We start from the raw sequence: 18,722 nt of genomic DNA, 5'->3' as shown, positions 1-18,722 counted from the left end.
AGATGCCGTGCTCCGCAGAGCGGAAGGGTCCGCCGGGGACGCTGATCGGCTTCGGGTGCGCCCCGAGCGAGGCCTGGGCTCGGGCCGACCGGTGCTCGTCGGTCGTCAGCCTCGCGGGCACAACGAGCCGCTGACGACGCGGCCGTCGGACCGCCGGCTGTTCCCGGCCACCTCGCCTCAACCCCGCGTAAGGGCACTGTCGTTCAAGTCGTCGGCGCGGGGCGGAGGGGGCAGGACCGTCTTCTGGGCCACGGATCCGCGCGGATGGTCGCCCAGGGCGAGACCGAGCGCCGCGTCGAGGCCCAGTTGCGATCCCTCGTTGAACGCGGCGTCGTAGGCGCGGTCGCCGATGAGGTCTCTGGCCTGCTGCTCGCACAGGTCGCGAGCCGCTCGCAGTTCGGGGGAACCGATCTGCGGCGGTCCGCACATATCCCAGATCCGGCGGCCGGCGGCCAGGAGACGTGCGGCGTGGTCCGCGCCGCCGGCCGCCAGTGCCGCCTGCGCGAGCGTGTCGATGCACATGGCCATGCCCAGCGTGTCACCCAGCTGGTGCTTCACCATGAGGGAGGCCCTGGCATGGGCGATCGCCGACTCGATCTCGCCGCGCGCCAGATCGACCGAGCTGCGGATGCCGTCGCCCCAAGCCCGGGTCCACACCTCTCCGCGGGCTTCACTCAGCGCGCGCTGCTCCTCGAGGGCCACGACGGCAGCCTCGAGTTCGCCGCGGAGCAGCAGGACGAAACCATGGCCGACCAGGGACATCGCGAGGCCGCTCTCCCCGTCCGCCACGGCCCGCTGCCGGCGCACCCCGTCGGCGGTGTGCACGACCGCTCGGTCGAGGTCTCCGCGCAGGGCCGCGGCCGTACCGAGCAGATGCCCCACGAAGGCGAGGGCGACCGTGTCGTCCTCCCGCGCGGCAAGGGCTTGGCACTCGGTGGCCAGCCGGACGACGGCGTCGACGTCGCCCTGTCCCATCGCGACATGACCGCAGGCCCAGAGAGCCTTGAGCCGGACCGGGCCGGGTTCGCGGTACAGCCCGAGCATGCGGTCGAGGTAGTGCCGCCCCTCCACGAGGAATCCGCAGGCCGTCCAGAACCACCACAGCGTCGCGGCCAGTTCCAGTCCGCTGCGGTGCTCCTCGGGCCGGGCGAGGCAGATCTCCAGCGCCGAACGGAGGTTGGCGTGCTCGTGGATCAGACGCCGCCGCCAGTCGGGCTGGCGGGGCCCGAACCAGTCCTCCTCCGCGTGGTGGGCCAGATCGGCGAAGTGATCGCGGTGGCGCAACCGCAGGCGCTCCTGTTCCCCGCGCCGGTCGAGGCACTCGGCACCGTACTCACGCATGGTGTCCAGAAGCCGCAGGCGCACGCCGCCCGCGTCCTCCTCACGCAGCAGGATCGACTTGTCCACCAGGCTCCAGAGCAGCTCCGCGATGACACCCCGGGGAAGCTCCCGGTCGCAGCAGACGGCTTCCACCGCATCGAGGGCGAAACTGCCCGAGAACACCGAAAGCCGCGCCCACAGCAGGCGTTCCTGGGGTGAGCACAGTTGGTGGCTCCACTCCACGGCGGTGCGCAGGGTCTGGTGCCGGGGCAGTGCGGTGCGCCGACCGCGGGCGAGGAGGGCGAACCGATCGTCGAGGCGGTCCAGGATCTGCTCGACGGACATCGCTCTCAACCGGACGGCGGCGAGTTCGAGCGCCAGCGGTATCCCGTCGAGAAGCGCGCAGAGCCGGGTCACCACCTCACGGTTGTCCGGGCCGACGGTGAACCTCTGATCCGCCGCGCGGGCCCGCTCGACGAAGAGATCGACGCCGTCGTACCGTGCGTCGGCGGCTGCCAAAGGGCCCAGCCGCGGCACCGGAAGGGGCGGCAGCACATAGATCTGCTCCCCCGCGATGCCGAGCGACTCCCTGCTCGTGGCCAGCACGCGTACCCGGGGCGCACCGCGCAGAATCACCTCGGCGAGCAGGGCACAGGCATCGACCACGTGCTCGCAGGTGTCCAGTACGAGCAGCAACCGCTTCTCGGCGAGGTGCCGGCAGAGCAGTTGCGCGGGGGAGCTCAGGCTCTGGTCGTGCAGGTCCAGCGCCTGTGTCACCGCGTGGGCCACCATGTCCGGGTCGTGCACCGAGGACAGCTCCACCAGCTGCACGCCGTCAGGGAACTCACCCTGAACCTCGCCCGCCAGACGCAGGGCCAGCCGGGTCTTGCCGACACCGCCCACTCCGGTCACCGTCACCAGCCGGGACACCCTGAGCAGCCGGGCCACCTCGGCAATCTCGTCCTGACGTCCGACGAAACTGGTGACCTCCGCCGGCACTCCGCCCGAACGCCACCGGGCGGACGCCGGCGACAAGTCGCCGTGGTCCGCGGCTCGGCCCGACGGCCCCACCTGCCCGTCCGCGGCGGTGGCACTCCCCCGCTCCCGCCGTACGAGACCGGTCACCTCGCCGCTCCGCTCGCCGGTCGGTTCCGCCTCGGCCCCCGTCCCCCTCACTCGTGCGAGCCCGACCGAGCCCGCCACACCAGGCCCGGTCGCCGGCAGCGGATCGCGGACGGGTCCGGCCGCCGGCACCAGCCCGTCGTCCTCGCGCAGCATCGCCTCGTGCAGGGTTCTGAGCGCGTCGCCGGGATCGATGCCGAGTTCGTCCCGCAGCAGTGCGGCGGTCTCCCGGAACACCTCCAGCGCCTCGGCACGGCGCCCACCCCCGTGCAGCGCGCGCATGAGCTGCCCACGGAGCCGCTCGCGGTAAGGATGCGACCGCACCAGCACCGCCAGCTCGGCGGCCAACTCCCCGTTCCTGCCCAGGTTCAGCTCTATCTCGGCGCACTCCTCGTACACCTGGAGGCGCTGGTCATCGAGTCGGTCGGCGTCGGCGGCGACCGACGCGCCGTCCCGGACGCCGTCGAAGGCAGGACCGCGCCACAGCGAGAGCGCTCGCCTGAACAGTTCGATCGCCCGCTCGGGATCGTCGGAACGGCAGGCGAGGCGCCCCCGCCCGGCAAGGTCGGCGAAACGCAGCGCGTCCAGTTCTCCGGTGCCGACGGTGAGCGTGTAGCCGAGCGCGTTGTGCACCAGCCGCTGCTCGTCGTCGAGTTCACGACGCAGCCGATGCACGTAAACCTGCATGGTCTTGCGCGCGCTGCGGGGCGGCCGACCTTCCCACAGCGCGGACATGATGTCCGTGACAGGCACGGGCCTGCCGGACCGACTCAGCAGCACGGCCAGCAGTCGGCGCAGCATGGGCGCGGCCAAGAGCAGTTCCTGACCGTCACGATGGACGGTCAGCGGCCCGAGGACAGCGAACTCGATCAAGTTTCCCCCGTCTCGATCACGCAGCCTCTCCCCCCAAGAGCCCCGGAGACGCGGCTCGCGCAGCGTGCCCGACCTGTGATGTACAGGTCAAGGGTTCGCGGCGATCCGGTGCAACCGGAGCACGCAACCACGGCGCAACCGCCGCGCAGTCGGCCTGCCCCAAGGTGAGAACACGGCGGGTGGGCGGACGGCGCCTGCCCGTACGACAACGGAACTGGGGGGAACCATGAACCGAACCGTCACCGCCGGCGCACTCGCGCTGGTCTCCGCCGCAACCTGTCTGGTGCTCGCACCCACGGCGTCCGCCGCCCCGCAAGCGTGCGTGAAAGCGAACCTGACCACCGGCGAGGGCCAGCAGAACGACAACAGCACTGCCCGCAAGTCGGGCACGAGCTCGTGCAACGACCTCAACCTCACCTTTTCGGACGACCAGTCCCAGTTCAACTACGACTACTACGCCGGCCGCCTCCAGCGCTCCAACGGCACCTGGTTCACGTGCGCACGTGGATTCGCGAACGGCAATCCCGACATTCCTGTCTACGACGGAAATCACAGCATCAACGACTCCAAGTACTGGCTGTGCACCGACGTCGCCGCCAACACCCGTTTCGGGGTGGCAAGCCTCTTCGACGGGGGCGACAAGGTGACGATCACCCACTGACGCCCCTCCTGCACCGCACCTGGGGTGCCGTCGCGGGTCGGCGGCACCCCGCCACCTCGGGGGAAGGAGCGGCCCGATGATCCGTCCAGCACATCCGCGCCGGCTCGCGGTGCGCACCGCCGTCGCGGCGGCCACCTGTCTGCTCGCCGTCGCCTGCTCCACCGGTCCCGGCCCGTCGAGCAACTCCTCACCCGCTCACGACACACCCGCCCGCCTCACCTACACCCCGCCGGACGACCCCGTACGCATGCTCTTCCCCGCGACCGGCGCCGAAACCCGGTGGACCCAGGGGCTGAACGCCTTCGGGCAACAGGTGGCCCACACCGTCGCGGCCTCGTGCGCCCGCGACAGCGGGATCGGCCTGCCCGAACAGGCCCCGCCCGCGTTCATCCCCTTCTCCGGCGTTCCCGACCTCGAGTTCATCGCGCGTCACGGTTTCGGCTACAGCGCCGAGATCCCCGCCCCTGCGACAGACCCCGCCCCGACCCGTTCCGGCAGTCCGACGACCGTACGCCGCTGCCTGGACGAGGGCGCCTCGGCCGGCCGCGGGACCCACAAAGCCGACGTTTCGCTCCAGAAACTGTGGTTCCGGGAACTCGCCTCGCTGCGCCACGACCCCGACACCATCCGCGCCTTGGGCACCCTGCCCGGCTGCTTCGCCGAACACGGATTCCAGGTCCGTGACGAGAACACCTTCCTCGGGCTCGTCGACTCCCGCCTGCTCTCCGCCTCGTCCGCCGACTTCCCGCGGATCAACCGCGAACTCGGCCGCGCCTACGCAACCTGCCTGCGCCCGGTCGAGGCCGTACGCGAACCGGCACGTCTGCGCCTGCGCACACGCTTCCTCACTCAGCACGCCGACCAGGTGGACGAGTTGCGGAGGAATCTGGTGCCGTCACTCCACCGCGCCGAGCGCCGGTACGGCGTACGCCTCATGTTTCCCGCGCCTTGACCGGGCGATCGGATGAAGCCGAATCCACACGACTGACCGCTCACGATGACTGACCGTTCACGATGCCCGGCCGGCGAACCGACGGAATGCGGCTCATGGGTGATGACCATCGTGCTCGGTCACTGCACCCCGGCAGCCCGTCGTCGTCTTCCTCATCACGCTCGAAGCCTTCGCCACGGGCCGGTTCCCCATCTGGGAACCGGCAGTGACAACCCGATTCGACAACGTCGCCCGTCAGCAATTCGGTCGACCGGTCCGTGCTCGGCGACTGATCGAGCGGCACGGAGTGCCGGGGCCCACGAACGGCGGTCCACCGCCCGACTACTGTGGCTCCGCATGACCCACACGGAGATCGAGATCAGCGCGGATCTGGTACGGGACATCGAGATCAGCGCAGATCTGGTGCGGGACCTGGTGCTCGACCAGCATCCCGACCTGGCCCATCTCCCGGTACGCCTCGGCGCGCGCGGCTGGGACAACCAACTGTGGCGGCTCGGCGACGACCTCGCCGTGCGGATGCCGTACGCGACGCGGGACGCGGACGATCTGCTGCACAAGGAGCACGCCTGGGTGCCCGCTCTCGCCCCGCGCCTTCCCTTGCCGGTCTCCGTGCCACAGCGTCTCGGCGAGCCGTCCGCACGGTTCCCGCGCCCCTGGATCGTCACTACCTGGGTCCCGGGTGATCCGGCCGACCGCGCCCCTGCCACCCGCGGTGCGGCGGCGGCCGATACCTTGGCCGCCTTCCTGACGGCCCTTCACCGGCCCGCTCCCGCCGGGGCACCCGTCGGCCGGTGGTGTGGGGGGCCGCCGGCCGACCACGCCGACGGCTTCGCCAAGGGGTTCGCCTCGGCCACCGAACTGGGACTCCTCCCCGACCCGGACGCCGTCCGCGCGGTCTGGGAGGACGCCCTCTCGGCACCCGGCTGGACGGGCCCGGCGGTGTGGCTCCACGGCGACCTGCATCCGGCCAACATCCTCACCGCGGAAGGCACCTTCTGCGGGGTGATCGACTTCGGCGACCTCTGCGCGGGCGATCCTGCCTGGGACCTCGCCGCCGCGTGGATACTGCTGCCGGACGGCGCCACCGACCGTTTCCATGAGGCGTACCGACCGACCCCGGACACGGCGACCCTGCGCCGCGCTCGCGGCTGCGCCGTGCTGAAAGCCCTCGCCTGCATCCACATCGGAGACGCCGGCGTCCACGGCCGTACCGGTGGCAAGCCCACCTGGGGCCCACCCGGCCAGGCCGCGCTGCGACGTCTCATCGCAACGGCCGGCCACTGATCGCGCCCCTGCGGCCACGCGTGGACCGCCGGGCCCACCGTCGGGCCCGGAACCACCTGGCGACCGCAGCCCCGCGCCGGACCACTCGCCGCCGCGTGCTGCCGTACGGCGCGCCGAACACGCCTGGAGCCGGCGACGAGCTCCGCGCGGGCCGTCATGCCGTAGGCCGCGGCGCTGACAGGTACGGATCGGCGCCCGCCCTGCTCGAAGAACCGCATGTCAGCACCCTGTCACGAGCCTGGAGGCAGCGTGAGACGACTCGAAACCCTCGCCAAACACATCCGTCAGGAACAGCGGCGAGGTCAATGATCAAGCTCAACGAGAACGTCGCAGCCCGAGGAAGAAATGGAGCAGCCCCGAGTAGGCAGAAGTAGCGCTGACGTGCGGAAATGTGACCTTTGCAGCCCTGTCGCGGCAACACTTCCGCTAACCCTGGACATGATCGGGCGAGGCGCCGGGAGACCCAGCGGGGCCGATGGCAAAATCGGGACGAATGTCACAAAACAGACGGCCGTCCGGTCATAGGGCACGACCGGACAGCGTGCCCCGCCGCGCTGGCGACGTTCGGGCAACTCTCGTCAAGAGGAGAACAACATGAGCCACGTCCACGCACACCCCGATGCACCGGCACACGACGAACTGGTTCCGTCACGCTACGCGCTGAAGGTCGGCGACATCGACGTGATGGTGATCAGCGACGGGGTGATGCCGATCCCCGCCGTGACGTTGGCGACCAACGCCACCAAGCCCGACCTGAGCGCCTGGCTCGGTGACATGTTCCTGCCGCCCGAGGTGTGCGACTGGCCTCTGAATGTGGCCGTGGTGCGCAGCGGTGGCCGGACCATCCTCGTCGACTCCGGGCTGGGCTCGGAGTTCCCCGGCTTCCCGCGGGCCGGGCAGCTGGCCATGCGACTGGAGGCCGCCGGCATCGATCCCGCATCCGTCACCGACGTGGTGCTCACCCACTTGCACATGGACCACATCGGCGGACTGCTCGTCGAGGGGCTGAGGGGCCGACTGCGCCAGGACCTGCGGGTCCACCTGGCGGCCGCCGAGGCCGAGTTCTGGGACGCGCCTGATTTCTCCCGCACCGTCATGCCGGCACCCGTGCCGGACGTGCTCCGAAGGACCGCCTCGCGGTTCCTGGACGTGTACCGCAGCCAGTTGCGGCCGTTCGAGACGGAGTACGAGGTGGCGCCCGGAGTGGTGATGCAGCGCACCGGCGGGCACACCCCCGGCCACAGCATCGTCCGTCTCGAGTCCGGCGGCGACCGGCTGACGTTCGCCGGTGATGCCATCTTCCAGCCCGGGTTCGACAAGCCCGAGTGGCACAACGGCTTCGACCACGACCCCGACCTGATGGCCCGCGTCCGGATCAGCCTCCTGACAGAGCTTGCGGGACGCGGCGAGCAGCTGGTGGCCACCCACCTGCCGTTCCCGTCCGTCTGCCACGTCGCGGTCGACGGCAACGCCTTCCGTTTCGTACCGGTCGTCTGGGACTACTGACCGCACCTCCGACGCGTGGGCAGCGCGAGAGAGGCCAGCCCTGATGAGGAGCCCTGGTCGAAGATCCGGCTGACGGCCGGGGCTCGGTTCGCGGCGGGTGAAGCCTGCGGTGATCGCGCAGAATCCGCAGGTCGGTGTGCGCTCGATGAAGCGCCGGCTCCGGGCCCGGCATGCGGACTGGACGGAGGCGTCGCGCTCCGTCGGTCCGGCGACGATCACCGCGCACAGCCCGCCGTTGCGAACGGAGGCGGAGCAGGGATGTGTCAGAGTCCGAGGTCGCTCAGACTGGGGTGGTCATCGGGACTCGGCCGAGTGACCAGTGGTACTTGCGGTCGGACTCGGCGATCGGGAGGTCGTTGATGCACGCATGGCGAACCTTCATCAGGCCGTCTTCGCCGAACTCCCAATTCTCATTTCCGTACGACCGGTACCACTGGCCGGAATCGTCGTGGGATTCATAGGCGAACCGCACCGCGATCCGGTTTCCGTCGAAAGCCCACAGCTCCTTGATGAGTCGGTAGTCCAGTTCCCCGCGCCACTTGCGGGTCAGGAATGCGACGATCTCGTCGCGTCCACTGATGAACTCCGCCCGGTTGCGCCAGCGCGAGTCCTCGGTGTACCCGAGGGCCACCTTCTCCGGATCACGCGTGTTCCAGGCGTCCTCGGCCAGTCGGACCTTCTCGATCGCGGCCTCCCGCGTGAACGGCGGAACAGGTGGACGTGTGGTCATGCCTGTTCCTCCTGAAAAGGTGGACCGCCACCCGGACAACGGACGCCACGGTGCGCACGCGAGAATCACGGTCCAGGTCTGCGGTCTCCGTCGACCAGCACTGCCACGGTATTCGATGAGAGGTGTGACCCGCATATTGAGTCGGACGCACATGCCGTGCATCTGACAACGGCTACCCAGATCCTTGCCTATGGGGCGTGCTGCAGCGCGCGGTGAAGACCGATCCCGCGGGCGCCGTCCGGCTCGGCCGCTACGACGTCGACGCCGGCACCTGGAGCTTCTTCGGCTACCGGCTCGACTCCTCCACGCCGGATGACTGGATCGGCCTCTCCGAGATCCCCGTCGTCGGTGACAAGATCGCCGTCATCGAACGCAACAACAACGACCCGTCCGCCAAGATCCAGCGGATCTGCACGGTCGACCTGCCGAGTCGGCCGCGCAGCCGAGTTCGCTGCGAGTACTGGCCAAGAAGCTCGCCTACGAGGTCCTGCCCGAGCTGCGGACGAGGAACGGCTGGACGCAGGAGAAGCTGGACGGGCTGACGGTGCCCGGCAACGGTGACGTGTACGCCGTCATGTACAACGCCACCGGCGAGACGATCTTCCTGGACCTCGGCTCCAGCGGGCGGATCTTCGGCCGACGCGGCTGACGTACCCCGCGCGGATGCCCCGGCCGCACTCGCCGACCGGGGCATCCGCGTCGGCGGACTTCAGCGGCGCCAGGCGGGTGCAGTACCTCGCTGATGTTCGCGGAGATGGACGGGCCGGGCCTGCCGTGCCCCGGGTCATCGGAGTGATCGGCGGCAGCATCCGTACACGGATCCGCCGCTGTCCGGCCGTGGTTCCCCCGGTGGGCCGGGAAACGGGAGACGGATCGTCATCGGGATGGTTAGGATGTCGACGATGATGAACTTCTCCTCGTTCCGATTGGGGGAATCGTCCGCGCAAGGTGATTGCTGATGGCACATCACTTCGCGAACGAGTTTCCGCCCCACCTGTTGATGTGGCAGCGCGTGCGTGAGTACGCCGTGCCACCGTCCATGATCGAGACCGCGACCGCACGGCGTGCGGTCGGTGACTGGGCGGGGGCCTGCGCCGCCGCCCGGATCGACGTAGATCTCGATCTGCGCGCCGTGCGCGACCGCCACGGCACCGACGTCGTCCACCGCCTCCGTGCGGATCTGCGGCAGCTGTCGCCGGATCTGCTGCGCTGGCACATGCCCCGGATCGCCCCCGACGGGCGGCTCAGGTCCGGCCTGACTCTCTCTCTGGCCCGCTACCCGAATTCCGGCGCCCCGCCGCTGGAACTGGTGGTGCGGACACCGCCTGCCCGGTCGGACGCCGGACAGCGGATGTCCCTGGCCCTGTGGGAGGGGTCCGCGACCGGCCCTCCGCGACATCACCCGCATCCGCGTCCCGACCGGCGTTTCCGGCTGGACCTGCACCGGCATCTCTGGGACGCCGGACGCAGCCGCGAACTGGCACGGCGGTGCGGGGCGTACGGAGCACCGTCCGCCGCGCCGCCGGGCCTGCCCGGAAGGCATGGCCGGACCGCCCCGTCGGGCCCGGCCGCCGTACCCGACGCCCCCTGGGCGGTGGGGCGTTGGGCCGCCGAGGCGGAACTGCTGTTGCGGGCTGAGGGTCGTCCGCGCGGGGCGTTCACCGTGCGGCTCGATGCCCGCAACCGCGCCGTCCTCGAACTCGTCGCCCCCGACGACAGTCACGCCCCGGTCTTCCGGCTCCTGCGGGAAGCGCTGCCGCCGCAGGAGGTCGCGGCGCTTCCGGTGCTGCCGGAGGCGGCGGCCCGGGTCCTGCCGGATCTGGAGCTGCTGCGTGCCGGGCTGGTCGCGGCCGGGCGGCTGCATCCGCTCGTCGCCGCGGCACTTCCGGTGTCCGCTCCCCCGCCCGTGGCCGGCCCGGCCGTCGAGCCCGGTGACCCGCACCGGGTGGAGTGCCGGGGTGCGGTCCACCGGATCGCATTGCGGGACGGAGCGCTGCGGGCGGTCGATCACGACCCGGCCGAACTGCGGCGGGAGGAACTGCTGGTGGCCCTCGGCGGGCCGGCGCTGCCCTGCCTGCGAGCGATCGACGCGGTGCACCGCACCCCGGAGGCACTGCCCGCGGTCCGGGAGCGGCTCCGCCACGGTGACGTCGCCGGGGCGCTGTCCGTGGTCGAGGGTCTGCTCGGTCCCGCGGCGGTCCTGCGCGACGGGCCGCTCCGGGAGGAACTGGAGTCGGCCGCAGAGCGTCGCGTCGACCACGGGCTGTTCCGCTCGGCGCTGGTCGCCGTGCACCCCGCCGCCGACGCGGCGGACGGCGGGACCGTCGTGGGCGGCGTGCACGCGGAGGCGGACCACCGGCCCAGGCTCGACCGTCATGTGCCGACCATGATGCGCCGCAAGCGGGCCGGCCGAAGTCGGCCCCGCACCGGCCTGACCTCCTGACCACCGCGGAAGTCCGTACATCACGGAAGTCCGTCCACCGCCGACGTCCTGCGACCGCGGAAGTCGGTCGTCCGTACCGCGCATTCGGTGCCGTTCGCCGCCCTGCCCTCCCGCACGAGTCGTCCCGTTTCCCATCCCTTCTCCCACCCCAGGTGATGCCCATGACTCTCAGCACCCTTCCGCCCACGTCCGCCCCCGCCCCCGCCCCCGCCCCCACCGACGCGTCCGGACCCGGCGCACAGCTCGCCCTCGCCGACGACCTCCTCACCCTCCTTCGGACGACCACCACCGAGCCGCGTCCCGACGAACAACTCGACGCGCTCACCGTGGCCGTCGCGGCCGACCTGCCCGTGCTGCTCTGGGGCGAGCCGGGCATCGGCAAGACCGCCGCCCTGACCCAGCTCGCCGCGTCCCTCGGCCTGCCGCTGACGACCGTGATCGCCAGCGTCCACGAGCCCTCCGACTTCTCCGGGTTGCCCGTCGTGGGCGACGACCCGGCGGTGCAGGGGGTGCCGATGGCGCCCCCGCAGTGGGCCGTGGAGCTGGTGCGGGCGGGACAGGGGCTGCTCTTTCTGGACGAGTTGTCCACCGCGACACCGGCAGTCCAGGCCGCCCTGCTCCGGGTGGTCCTGGAACGCAGGGTCGGGGCGCTGCAACTGCCGCCCGGCGTGCGGATCGTGGCCGCCGCCAACCCGCGGGCGTCGGCGGCGGACGGCTGGGAACTCAGTCCGCCGCTGGCCAACCGGTTCGTCCATCTGTACTGGGTGCACGACCGGGACGTGGTGGTGCGCGGGCTGGGCGGAGTCTGGCCCCGTGCGGAACTGCCCCGGCTGGTGCCCGACCGGCTCCCGGAGGCGGTCGCCTTCGCCCGGCGCGCGGTCTGCGGCTTCCTGAAGGTCCGGCCCACGATGATCCACCGGCTGCCGAGCACCGAGACGCGGCGCGGTGGTGCCTGGCCCTCGCCCCGCAGTTGGGAGGCGGCGCTGACCCTGCTGGCCTTCGGCACGGCCGCCTCCGTCTCCCGAGAGGTGCTGGCGCTGCTGGTGCGGGGCGCGGTGGGGGACGGCCCCGGGCTCGAACTCCTCGCCCACCTGGACCGCATGGACCTGCCGGACCCGGAGACACTGCTCGCCGAACCGGCCTCCGCCGAACTCCCCGAGCGGGGCGATCTGCGCCAGGCGACGCTGGAGGCGGTGATCGCCGCCGTCGGGGCACGTCCGGAGCGGGACAGGTGGGAGGCTGCCTGGGCGGTGCTCGTCCGGGCCATGGAGACCGGCACCGCGGACCTGCTGGTCGCCCCGGCCTCGACGCTGGCCTCGCTGCGGCGCGACGACTGGGAGGTGCCGGAGGCGGTGGAGCGACTGGCCGCGGTGGTCGGTCTCGCCCGGCGCGCGGACCGGTCGGTGGAGAAGGCCACGTCGGCCGAAGCCGGGCGGGCGACGCAGGTGCGCCGATGAGGGGGGCAGTGCGGGGTTCCATGGCCGAGCCCGCTCCGCCGGGTCGGACGTCCGGGCGACCGCTGCCGCGCCCCATGTCCCCTCCCCCGGCCCCGCGCCCGGTACGGGCCACCCTGCCGAAGCCGCCGACCGGACCTGCCGGAGCCGTCGGACATGACGGCACCGGCCCGCCGGACGGCAGGCCCGGACTCCCGCTGGACATGGAGAAGTTGCTGGCCGCCAGGCTGCACGCGGTGAAGGTCCGTCCCTATCTGGCCGACGCGCTCTTCGCGCTGCACATCGTGCCGGACCGGTCGGTCCCGACGATGGCGGTCGACGCGCACTGGCGCTGCTACGTCTCGCCCGGCTTCGTGGCGCGCACCCCGGCGGAGGAACTGGCGGGCGTCTGGGTGCACGAGGTCTCCCATCTGCTCCGCGACCACCACGGGCGGGGCGAGCGGTATGCGCGGGAGCACGAGGAGTACGGGCCGGGCGAGCGGCTGCGGCGGAACATCGCCGCGGACTTCGAGATCAACGACGACATCTACGGCGACGGTCTGCCCCTGCCCACCGGAGCGGTGCTGCCGTCGCTGCTGCGCCTGCCCGAAGGGCTGCTGATGGAGGAGTATCTGCGGACGGCGTCGATGTCCTCCCTCGCCGCGGACCTGGCCTGGCTGGACTGCGGCAGCGGTGCCGACGGCCAGGAGCGGGGGTGGGAGCTGGGACCCGACGGAGCCCACGGGCTGACCAGGCAGCAGCGCGACGCGGTCCGCTTCCGGGTGGCGGAGGGGATCAAGGGCAAGCCGGGCGAGGCACCGGAGGGCTGGCGCCGGTGGGCGGACGAGGCGTTCCATCCGCCGCAGCCGTGGCGGCAGTTGCTCGGGGCGGCGGTCCGCTCGGCGGCGAGCGCGCCGGGGGTGGGCGAGGACCACAGCTACAGGCGTCCGTCGCGGCGCTCGGCAAGCGTCCCCGGGGTGGTGCTGCCGAGCCTGCGCCGCACGCCGCCCCGGGTCTGTGTCGTGATCGACACCTCCGGGTCGGTGAGCGACGCCGAGCTGGGCGGCGCGCTGCTGGAGGTGGCGGCGATCTCGCGGGCGGTGGGCGGGCGGCGTGACCTGGTCACGGTGATCTCCTGCGACGCGGCGGCCGGGGTCGCCGTGCCGCTCTGCCGTGCCGAGAACATCGAACTGGTCGGCGGCGGGGGCACCGATCTGCGCTCCGGCTTCGCCCGGGCGCTGCGCTCCCGGCCGCGTCCGGACGTGATCGTCGCCCTGACGGACGGTCAGACTCCGTGGCCCTCGGCGCAGCCGCCCTGCCGTACCGTCGTCGGTCTCTTCCCTCGCCCCGCCCGCGCCAGGGACGAGGAGGACCCGGACTACGTCCCGGACACCCCGCCGCCCTGGGCTCGGGTCGTCACCATCGGCTGACGGAGGGCCGGTGACGCGGAACCGCCCCTCAGTGTCGCCTCTTCATGTGGTGCGGTGTCGTCGGCTTGCGCACGGGGCCCGGTACGTGGAGTTGGCCGCACTCCGGTAGAGGTCCGGCCGGAACTCCCCGAGACGACGTGCGGCCAGGCGCTGATCAAGCCCCGCGCGCCCGGGCTCGATCAGGCACGGATCATGGCCAGCACCTCGTCGCGCAGCCTGGCCACGGTGTCCGCCTCACCGGCCCGGAGTGCCGCCGTGTTCGCGCACCGTGTCCGGCACGGCTCTTGAGGGCCTGGTCCGCGCACAGCCACGGGAAGGCGTCGAAGCCGGGCTGACGGGTCAGGGCGTGGGCGATGCCTCGGTGAGTGACATCCAGGCGCGGACCGTCTCCTGATGCGAACCACTCGCTGTACTCGCGGCCACCGCCTCCGCTTCCTCTGCGGCGCAAGGTGTTCCCGCTCTGGTGAGCAGCACGAGTGGCCACTCGGGGCCGGGGCCGGCCGGCTCCCCGTCGAAGGGGGTCCAGTCCCAGGGCCCGTCGAACGTCCAAGCCCGGCCGACTGCGTCGGCGACCTCGTCGCCCACGCGGAGGCACGCGTAGGGGCGCATCAACAGGTCGAAGGTGAAGGGGATCCCGTCGCCGGGGTGGACGGTGTACCCCGAGCCATCGAGATGGCTGCCGTCCGGGAACTCGCGATAGGACAGTCCCTGCCGCAGCACGGTCACACTCCGTGTGGGATGCGGCAGCCAGACCGTCTCCAGCGGCGGGTCGTGGTCTTCGACGGCCGTCACGTGCACCACGGTGGGGGGCACGCCGACCCGGCACCTGTCTCCCGCCTTCAACTGGTCGGGCGGAGGGTCGGTTCGGAACAGCTCAGCCTCCACCTCGGGCGCGACGCGCCCACCGCCGGCCACCCCGAGCGCGACGATCCCGTTCCAGTGCCCGAACTCGTTGTCGGCGTCGATCTCCCACCACGGCCATCGCACCGACACGTGATCCCACGTGACCCCCCGTTCGACCCTGGCCACCGTGAAGGGGCAAGCGACCGACAGCACGTCGCCGACCCGGAAGTCCCCCTCATCCATCATGGGGCCAGGGTAAACGGGCCACCTCGGCGGCTTACGTATGCCTGTCACGCTCGGTTGCGCCGAGGACGCCGCTCCGGTCTGTGCGTCGACCACAGCACTGACCCGGGCCGAACCGTCATCCGGACCGGGCGACAGCGGCTTCCTCGGCGACCGACCTTCCACGACGTATCAAGAGGCCAAGCGAAGCCGATGATCGTCGCTCCACCCCACCGGCGTGTGTGCCTACTTGTCGTATGCCTTGCGGAACTGGGCCCTGGTCTCGTCCGAGGCCATGTTCGCGCCGCACTGCTCGACGGTGCCGTCCTTGGTGGCTGCCACGATGTAGGGCTCGCCGACCAGGAACGTCAGGCTCTCCGGCGCGTCGGCATCGTGGTTGAGCCGTACCGTTTCGGAGCCGGCACCCTCGAACCAGTCATCGACACGGAAGAAGACCGAGGAGCCCTCGACAGAGGTCACGGTTCCTTCGAACACCGTCGGATACTGGCTCAGTGCCTCGGGGGTCGGTTCCACGCACCTGGCGCGGCCGGTACCGCTTGCGGCGGTGAGGGTCAGCGGCTCGGACGCGGAAACGGGCCCGGACGAGTCACCACCGTCGCCCTTCACCATGACTCCTCCCGCGATGCCGCCTCCGACCATGAGCAGAGCGGCAACCGCCGCGAGTGCGAAGAGATTGCGGCGTCCCCGTCCCGCGACGGCCTTCGCAGGGCGCGCGGTGACGTCGGACGTGGTCCGCTCCGACTGGGGCGTGTTGTCAGTGTTCAAGGCAGCCTCCACAAGACGGTCGATGTCGAACAGCGGAGCTCTTGGGGTCAGTGCCGGGTCCGCAGCCCTCAGTCGGGCCAGCAGCTCGTCGTCATTCACTGACTGCTCCTTCCTTCGTCTGACTTGTGTCCGGACCGTCCGGCGTTCTTTCGCGTCAGCTGCAGCTGCTTGGCAAGCTTCTTCTTCGCCCGGTGGAGCCGGATACTCACCGCGTTGGAGGTCAGGCCCGTCACTTCCGCGATCTGCCGTGGTTCCAGTCCCTCCCACGCCCACAACCGCACGACCTCCCGGTCCAGTTCACCGAGGCCGTCGAGCGCGGCATACAGGTCGCTGTGATCGACGGCCGTCGTCGCGGGATGCTGCCGCGTCCGGATCAGCCGTTCCACCAGGCGCAGCCTGCGCCCGTCGGCGCGGCGGGCATTGGCAAGGCAGCCCCGTGCCACTCCGTAGCACCACGGCAGCACGTGATCGGGATCGGGCGTGGGGCCGGCGTCGAGCCCAGGTACGTCGTCGATGCGGCGCCACAGCACCAGCATCGTCTCCGACAAGACGTCCTCGACCATGTCAGGGTCCGTCCGTCGTAGCAGATAGCGATGCAGCGGCTGCGCCACCACTTGCGCCAGTCCCTCGAAGCGCGCCCGCAGATCCCTGCGACGCGTCTCCTGTTCCGTCATGGAATTCACAACCTGTCCTGTCCGGCGGCGGCCGGATTCTTTCAAGGCGCGATCAATGTCCTCGATGGCGCCCACGGCCGGGGCGGCTTCGGGTGGTCGGCCTGCCGGAAAGGCGGGCCGGTCCCCTGCGAGGAAGCTGACTCACCAGCGCCATCACTGGGCCGACTCCGCCCGGTAGCGGTCGATCCACCGGTCGTTGAGCGCGTCGGCCTGACGCTCGTGCCGGGGCACCACCGGGCACCCGCCGGGCAGGTCGATCCCGAGGAATCCGAGGATGTCCTCGGTGACACCGGCCATGTCCGCGTCGAGTTCTTCGTAGCGCACCCGGAACGGATCGACGCCGCACGACGCGAACCACGTCTCCCACGCCGCATTGTGCTCCTCGATGGTCCCCATCAGCTCGCTGATGCGGTCCGCGTCGAAGCGGGGCGGTCGTCCGTTGCCGACGTCGCCGCCGATCTCTCCGTTGCCGCCGATGTACCAGGTGTCGGTCTGTTCGGCGCGCAGCCAGGACACCGCCTGTGCCAGGACGTCGTCGCGGCGCAGACTGACGAAGCGGGTGCGGCCGAAAGCCTGGTTCAGCAAGGCGAGATCGTCGCCACCGACGTCCGGATGGACCGCCCTCAGCTTGCCGACCATCTCGTCCAGGGTGCCCCACATGAGCTTCGCACCGAATACTCCGTTCCGGGTCCGACCAGCCGCGAGGGCCGCTCGCACGTAGGCCGGGTAGTCGACGCCGTCGTGAGCAGTACGGGGAATCCGCCATCGGTCGGCCCACAGCGGCTCGTCGGGCGCCCGGAAGTACGCCTGTGGCCGACCGGCCACCCCGGTCGACTCCAACAACCCCAGGAGCAGCGAACTGCCGGTGCGCGGGGTGGCGCAGATGAAATACGAGTCGACATGTCTCGCGGCGTCCGTTCGGATCGTCATGACGCAAGGCAATACCGCGGCGATCACCACACGCAACCCGATCAGCGACCTTTCCGTGAACGGCTGATCACCCGAGCGGACGCCTCAACGCAGAAGGTGTCCGTCACCGCCGTCGACCCGTTCGGCGCGATGGGCGCCGACCAGTTCGACAAGTCGATCGAGCGCGCCGTACACGCTGTCGCCCGGCGGGCGGCTGTAGCCGACGATCAGGCCCTGCGCCCGGGGCGACCGGTGCCAGAACGGAGCCAGGCCCATCACCCTGATCGACCTCTCCCGCGCCGCGGCGATGATCTCCTCCTCGTCCCTCACGGGCAGCAGCGCGTGCAGTCCGGCGGCGATGCCGGTCACCCGCAACCCGGAGGCAGTCAGGTAGTCGTGCCTGCGCCGGTACTCGGCACGCGTCCGGCGGACGTGCCGGTCCAGCTGTCCGTCGCGGATGAGCTGACTCAGCCCCATCTGGTCCAACGCCGGCACTCGTTGGTCCGGCACACGGTCGAACACGGGGCTGCAGAGCCGAGGCGGCAGCACCAGCCAGCCGAGCCGCATCGCGGGAGAGAGCGTCTTGGAGGTGGTACCTCCATAGACGACCCGCGCCGGATCGAGTGCTTGCAGGGCGCTCACCCGCTTGCGGTCGAAGCGGTACTCGCCGTCGTAGTCGTCCTCGATGACGTAGCCGTCCACTCGCCGCGCCCACCCGGCGAGCCTCCGCCGTCGCTCGGGGCTCAGGGTGACCCCCAGCGGGAACTGATGGGCCGGGGTGACGAGTACGGCGCGGGCCGGGGTGGCGGAGAGAGCGGTGATGTCGAGTCCATGGGCGCCTACGGGCACGGGGTGAATGGTCAGCCCCGCGCACCCCACGACCTCGCGGTGCACATGCAGACAGGGGTCCTCCATGGCGATGTGCCGCAGGCCCAGGCCACGCAGAGCCCGGGCCAGCAGACCGAGCCCGTCGACGAATCCGCTGGTCACCAACGTTCGATCGGGGTCGACGACCACACCGCGCGTGCGGCTGAGGTAGCCGGCCAGCGCGTGGCGCAGTTCAGGACAGCCGCGGCGATCGCCGTGACCGTGCACCGCGGGACCGTAACGGATCGCCGCCCGTAGCGCGGACACCCAGCTGCGCCCCGGGAAGAGTGAGGTATCCGGTTCGCCAGGTCGCAGGTCCCAGCGTGGGAGCCTCGTCTCGACGAGGGAAGCGGACGCCGGTACCGTGCTCGGCCGCACCTCGAGATCGCGGGCCACCCTGGTCGCCGCCCCCCGACGCGTGAGCAGCCAGCCCTCGGCGGCCAGTTGAGTGTAGGCCTCCACGACGGTGCCCCGTGCGATACCGAGTTGGGCCGCAAGGGCTCGGGTGGAGGGCAGCGGATCGGACACCCGGAGCCGGCCGGTCCGAATCGCCGTACGCACCGCGTCCGCCACCGCCGCCTTCAACGGTAAGCCGGGTTCCAGTGCGAGGTGGAGATCCATGGCTGGTCCATTCTCTGAAGCCCGAACTGGTTCATGGCGGAAGACC

The 18,722-nt window shown here is 71.2% G+C and carries 14 protein-coding genes and 1 pseudogene; 8 read left to right on the top strand and 7 right to left on the bottom strand.

Translation table 11 applies throughout. The features are described from left to right. Positions 1-177 precede the first annotated feature (177 nt). On the bottom strand, positions 178-3,315 hold the full coding sequence (locus ACWCPM_RS07630) for an AfsR/SARP family transcriptional regulator (protein WP_450975212.1): 3,138 nt from the start codon (positions 3,313-3,315) through the stop codon (positions 178-180). Positions 3,316-3,541: 226 nt separating this feature from the next. Here ACWCPM_RS07630 and ACWCPM_RS07625 point away from each other — a divergent pair, with 226 nt between their 5' ends. The 4 genes from ACWCPM_RS07625 (at position 3,542) to ACWCPM_RS07610 (ending at position 7,718) form a co-directional block, all read left to right on the top strand. Then, on the top strand, positions 3,542-3,976 hold the full coding sequence (locus tag ACWCPM_RS07625; protein ID WP_450975211.1) for a hypothetical protein: 435 nt from the start codon (positions 3,542-3,544) through the stop codon (positions 3,974-3,976). A gap of 76 nt (positions 3,977-4,052) precedes the next feature. Continuing rightward, positions 4,053-4,928 (top strand): hypothetical protein, encoded by an 876-nt coding sequence (locus ACWCPM_RS07620; RefSeq protein ID WP_450975210.1) that lies wholly within the window; start codon positions 4,053-4,055, stop codon positions 4,926-4,928. 336 nt (positions 4,929-5,264) lie between these two features. After that, a complete protein-coding gene (locus tag ACWCPM_RS07615) occupies positions 5,265-6,212 on the top strand; it encodes an aminoglycoside phosphotransferase family protein (RefSeq protein WP_450975209.1) in 948 nt (315 codons plus the stop codon). Positions 6,213-6,806: 594 nt separating this feature from the next. Then, positions 6,807-7,718, top strand: coding sequence for an MBL fold metallo-hydrolase (locus ACWCPM_RS07610; protein ID WP_450975208.1), 912 nt, complete (start codon positions 6,807-6,809; stop codon positions 7,716-7,718). A 263-nt stretch (positions 7,719-7,981) separates the two neighbouring features. On the opposite strand, the pseudogene ACWCPM_RS07605 reads toward ACWCPM_RS07610, so the two are convergent. Next, positions 7,982-8,448, bottom strand: a pseudogene (locus tag ACWCPM_RS07605) (nuclear transport factor 2 family protein). 197 nt (positions 8,449-8,645) lie between these two features. Here ACWCPM_RS07605 and ACWCPM_RS07600 point away from each other — a divergent pair. The 4 genes from ACWCPM_RS07600 to ACWCPM_RS07585 all read left to right on the top strand — a co-directional run bounded on the left by ACWCPM_RS07600 (position 8,646) and on the right by ACWCPM_RS07585 (position 13,754). Continuing rightward, on the top strand, positions 8,646-8,990 hold the full coding sequence (locus ACWCPM_RS07600) for an esterase-like activity of phytase family protein (RefSeq protein ID WP_450975207.1): 345 nt from the start codon (positions 8,646-8,648) through the stop codon (positions 8,988-8,990). A gap of 416 nt (positions 8,991-9,406) precedes the next feature. Beyond that, positions 9,407-10,891, top strand: coding sequence for a hypothetical protein (locus tag ACWCPM_RS07595; RefSeq protein ID WP_450975206.1), 1,485 nt, complete (start codon positions 9,407-9,409; stop codon positions 10,889-10,891). 161 nt (positions 10,892-11,052) lie between these two features. Further along, entirely contained in the window at positions 11,053-12,348 is a 1,296-nt protein-coding gene (locus tag ACWCPM_RS07590; protein WP_450975205.1) for an AAA family ATPase, read from the top strand. 200 nt (positions 12,349-12,548) lie between these two features. Further along, positions 12,549-13,754, top strand: coding sequence for a vWA domain-containing protein (locus tag ACWCPM_RS07585; RefSeq protein WP_450975271.1), 1,206 nt, complete (start codon positions 12,549-12,551; stop codon positions 13,752-13,754). A 339-nt stretch (positions 13,755-14,093) separates the two neighbouring features. Here ACWCPM_RS07585 and ACWCPM_RS07580 read toward each other — a convergent pair whose 3' ends face one another. The 5 genes from ACWCPM_RS07580 to pdxR all read right to left on the bottom strand — a co-directional run bounded on the left by ACWCPM_RS07580 (position 14,094) and on the right by pdxR (position 18,676). Continuing rightward, positions 14,094-14,843: a hypothetical protein gene (locus ACWCPM_RS07580; protein WP_450975204.1), complete on the bottom strand. Its 750-nt coding sequence runs from the start codon at positions 14,841-14,843 to the stop codon at positions 14,094-14,096. A gap of 222 nt (positions 14,844-15,065) precedes the next feature. Then, on the bottom strand, positions 15,066-15,704 hold the full coding sequence (locus tag ACWCPM_RS07575; protein ID WP_450975203.1) for a hypothetical protein: 639 nt from the start codon (positions 15,702-15,704) through the stop codon (positions 15,066-15,068). Continuing rightward, positions 15,701-16,354, bottom strand: a complete 654-nt coding sequence (locus tag ACWCPM_RS07570) for an RNA polymerase sigma factor (protein WP_450975202.1) — start codon at positions 16,352-16,354, stop codon at positions 15,701-15,703. Before ACWCPM_RS07570 ends, ACWCPM_RS07575 begins: the two co-directional genes overlap by 4 nt. Positions 16,355-16,432: 78 nt before the next feature. Continuing rightward, complete coding sequence (locus ACWCPM_RS07565) at positions 16,433-17,209, bottom strand: Stf0 family sulfotransferase (protein WP_450975201.1); 777 nt, start codon at positions 17,207-17,209, stop codon at positions 16,433-16,435. Between the two features lie 84 nt (positions 17,210-17,293). Then, complete coding sequence (gene pdxR, locus ACWCPM_RS07560) at positions 17,294-18,676, bottom strand: MocR-like pyridoxine biosynthesis transcription factor PdxR (protein ID WP_450975200.1); 1,383 nt, start codon at positions 18,674-18,676, stop codon at positions 17,294-17,296. Between the last annotated feature and the right edge of the window lie 46 nt (positions 18,677-18,722).

The organism is Streptomyces sp. NPDC002309 (assembly GCF_053593375.1).
The sequence above is the reverse complement of the archived record's forward strand: the minus strand, read 5'-3'. Positions and strand labels throughout refer to the sequence as shown.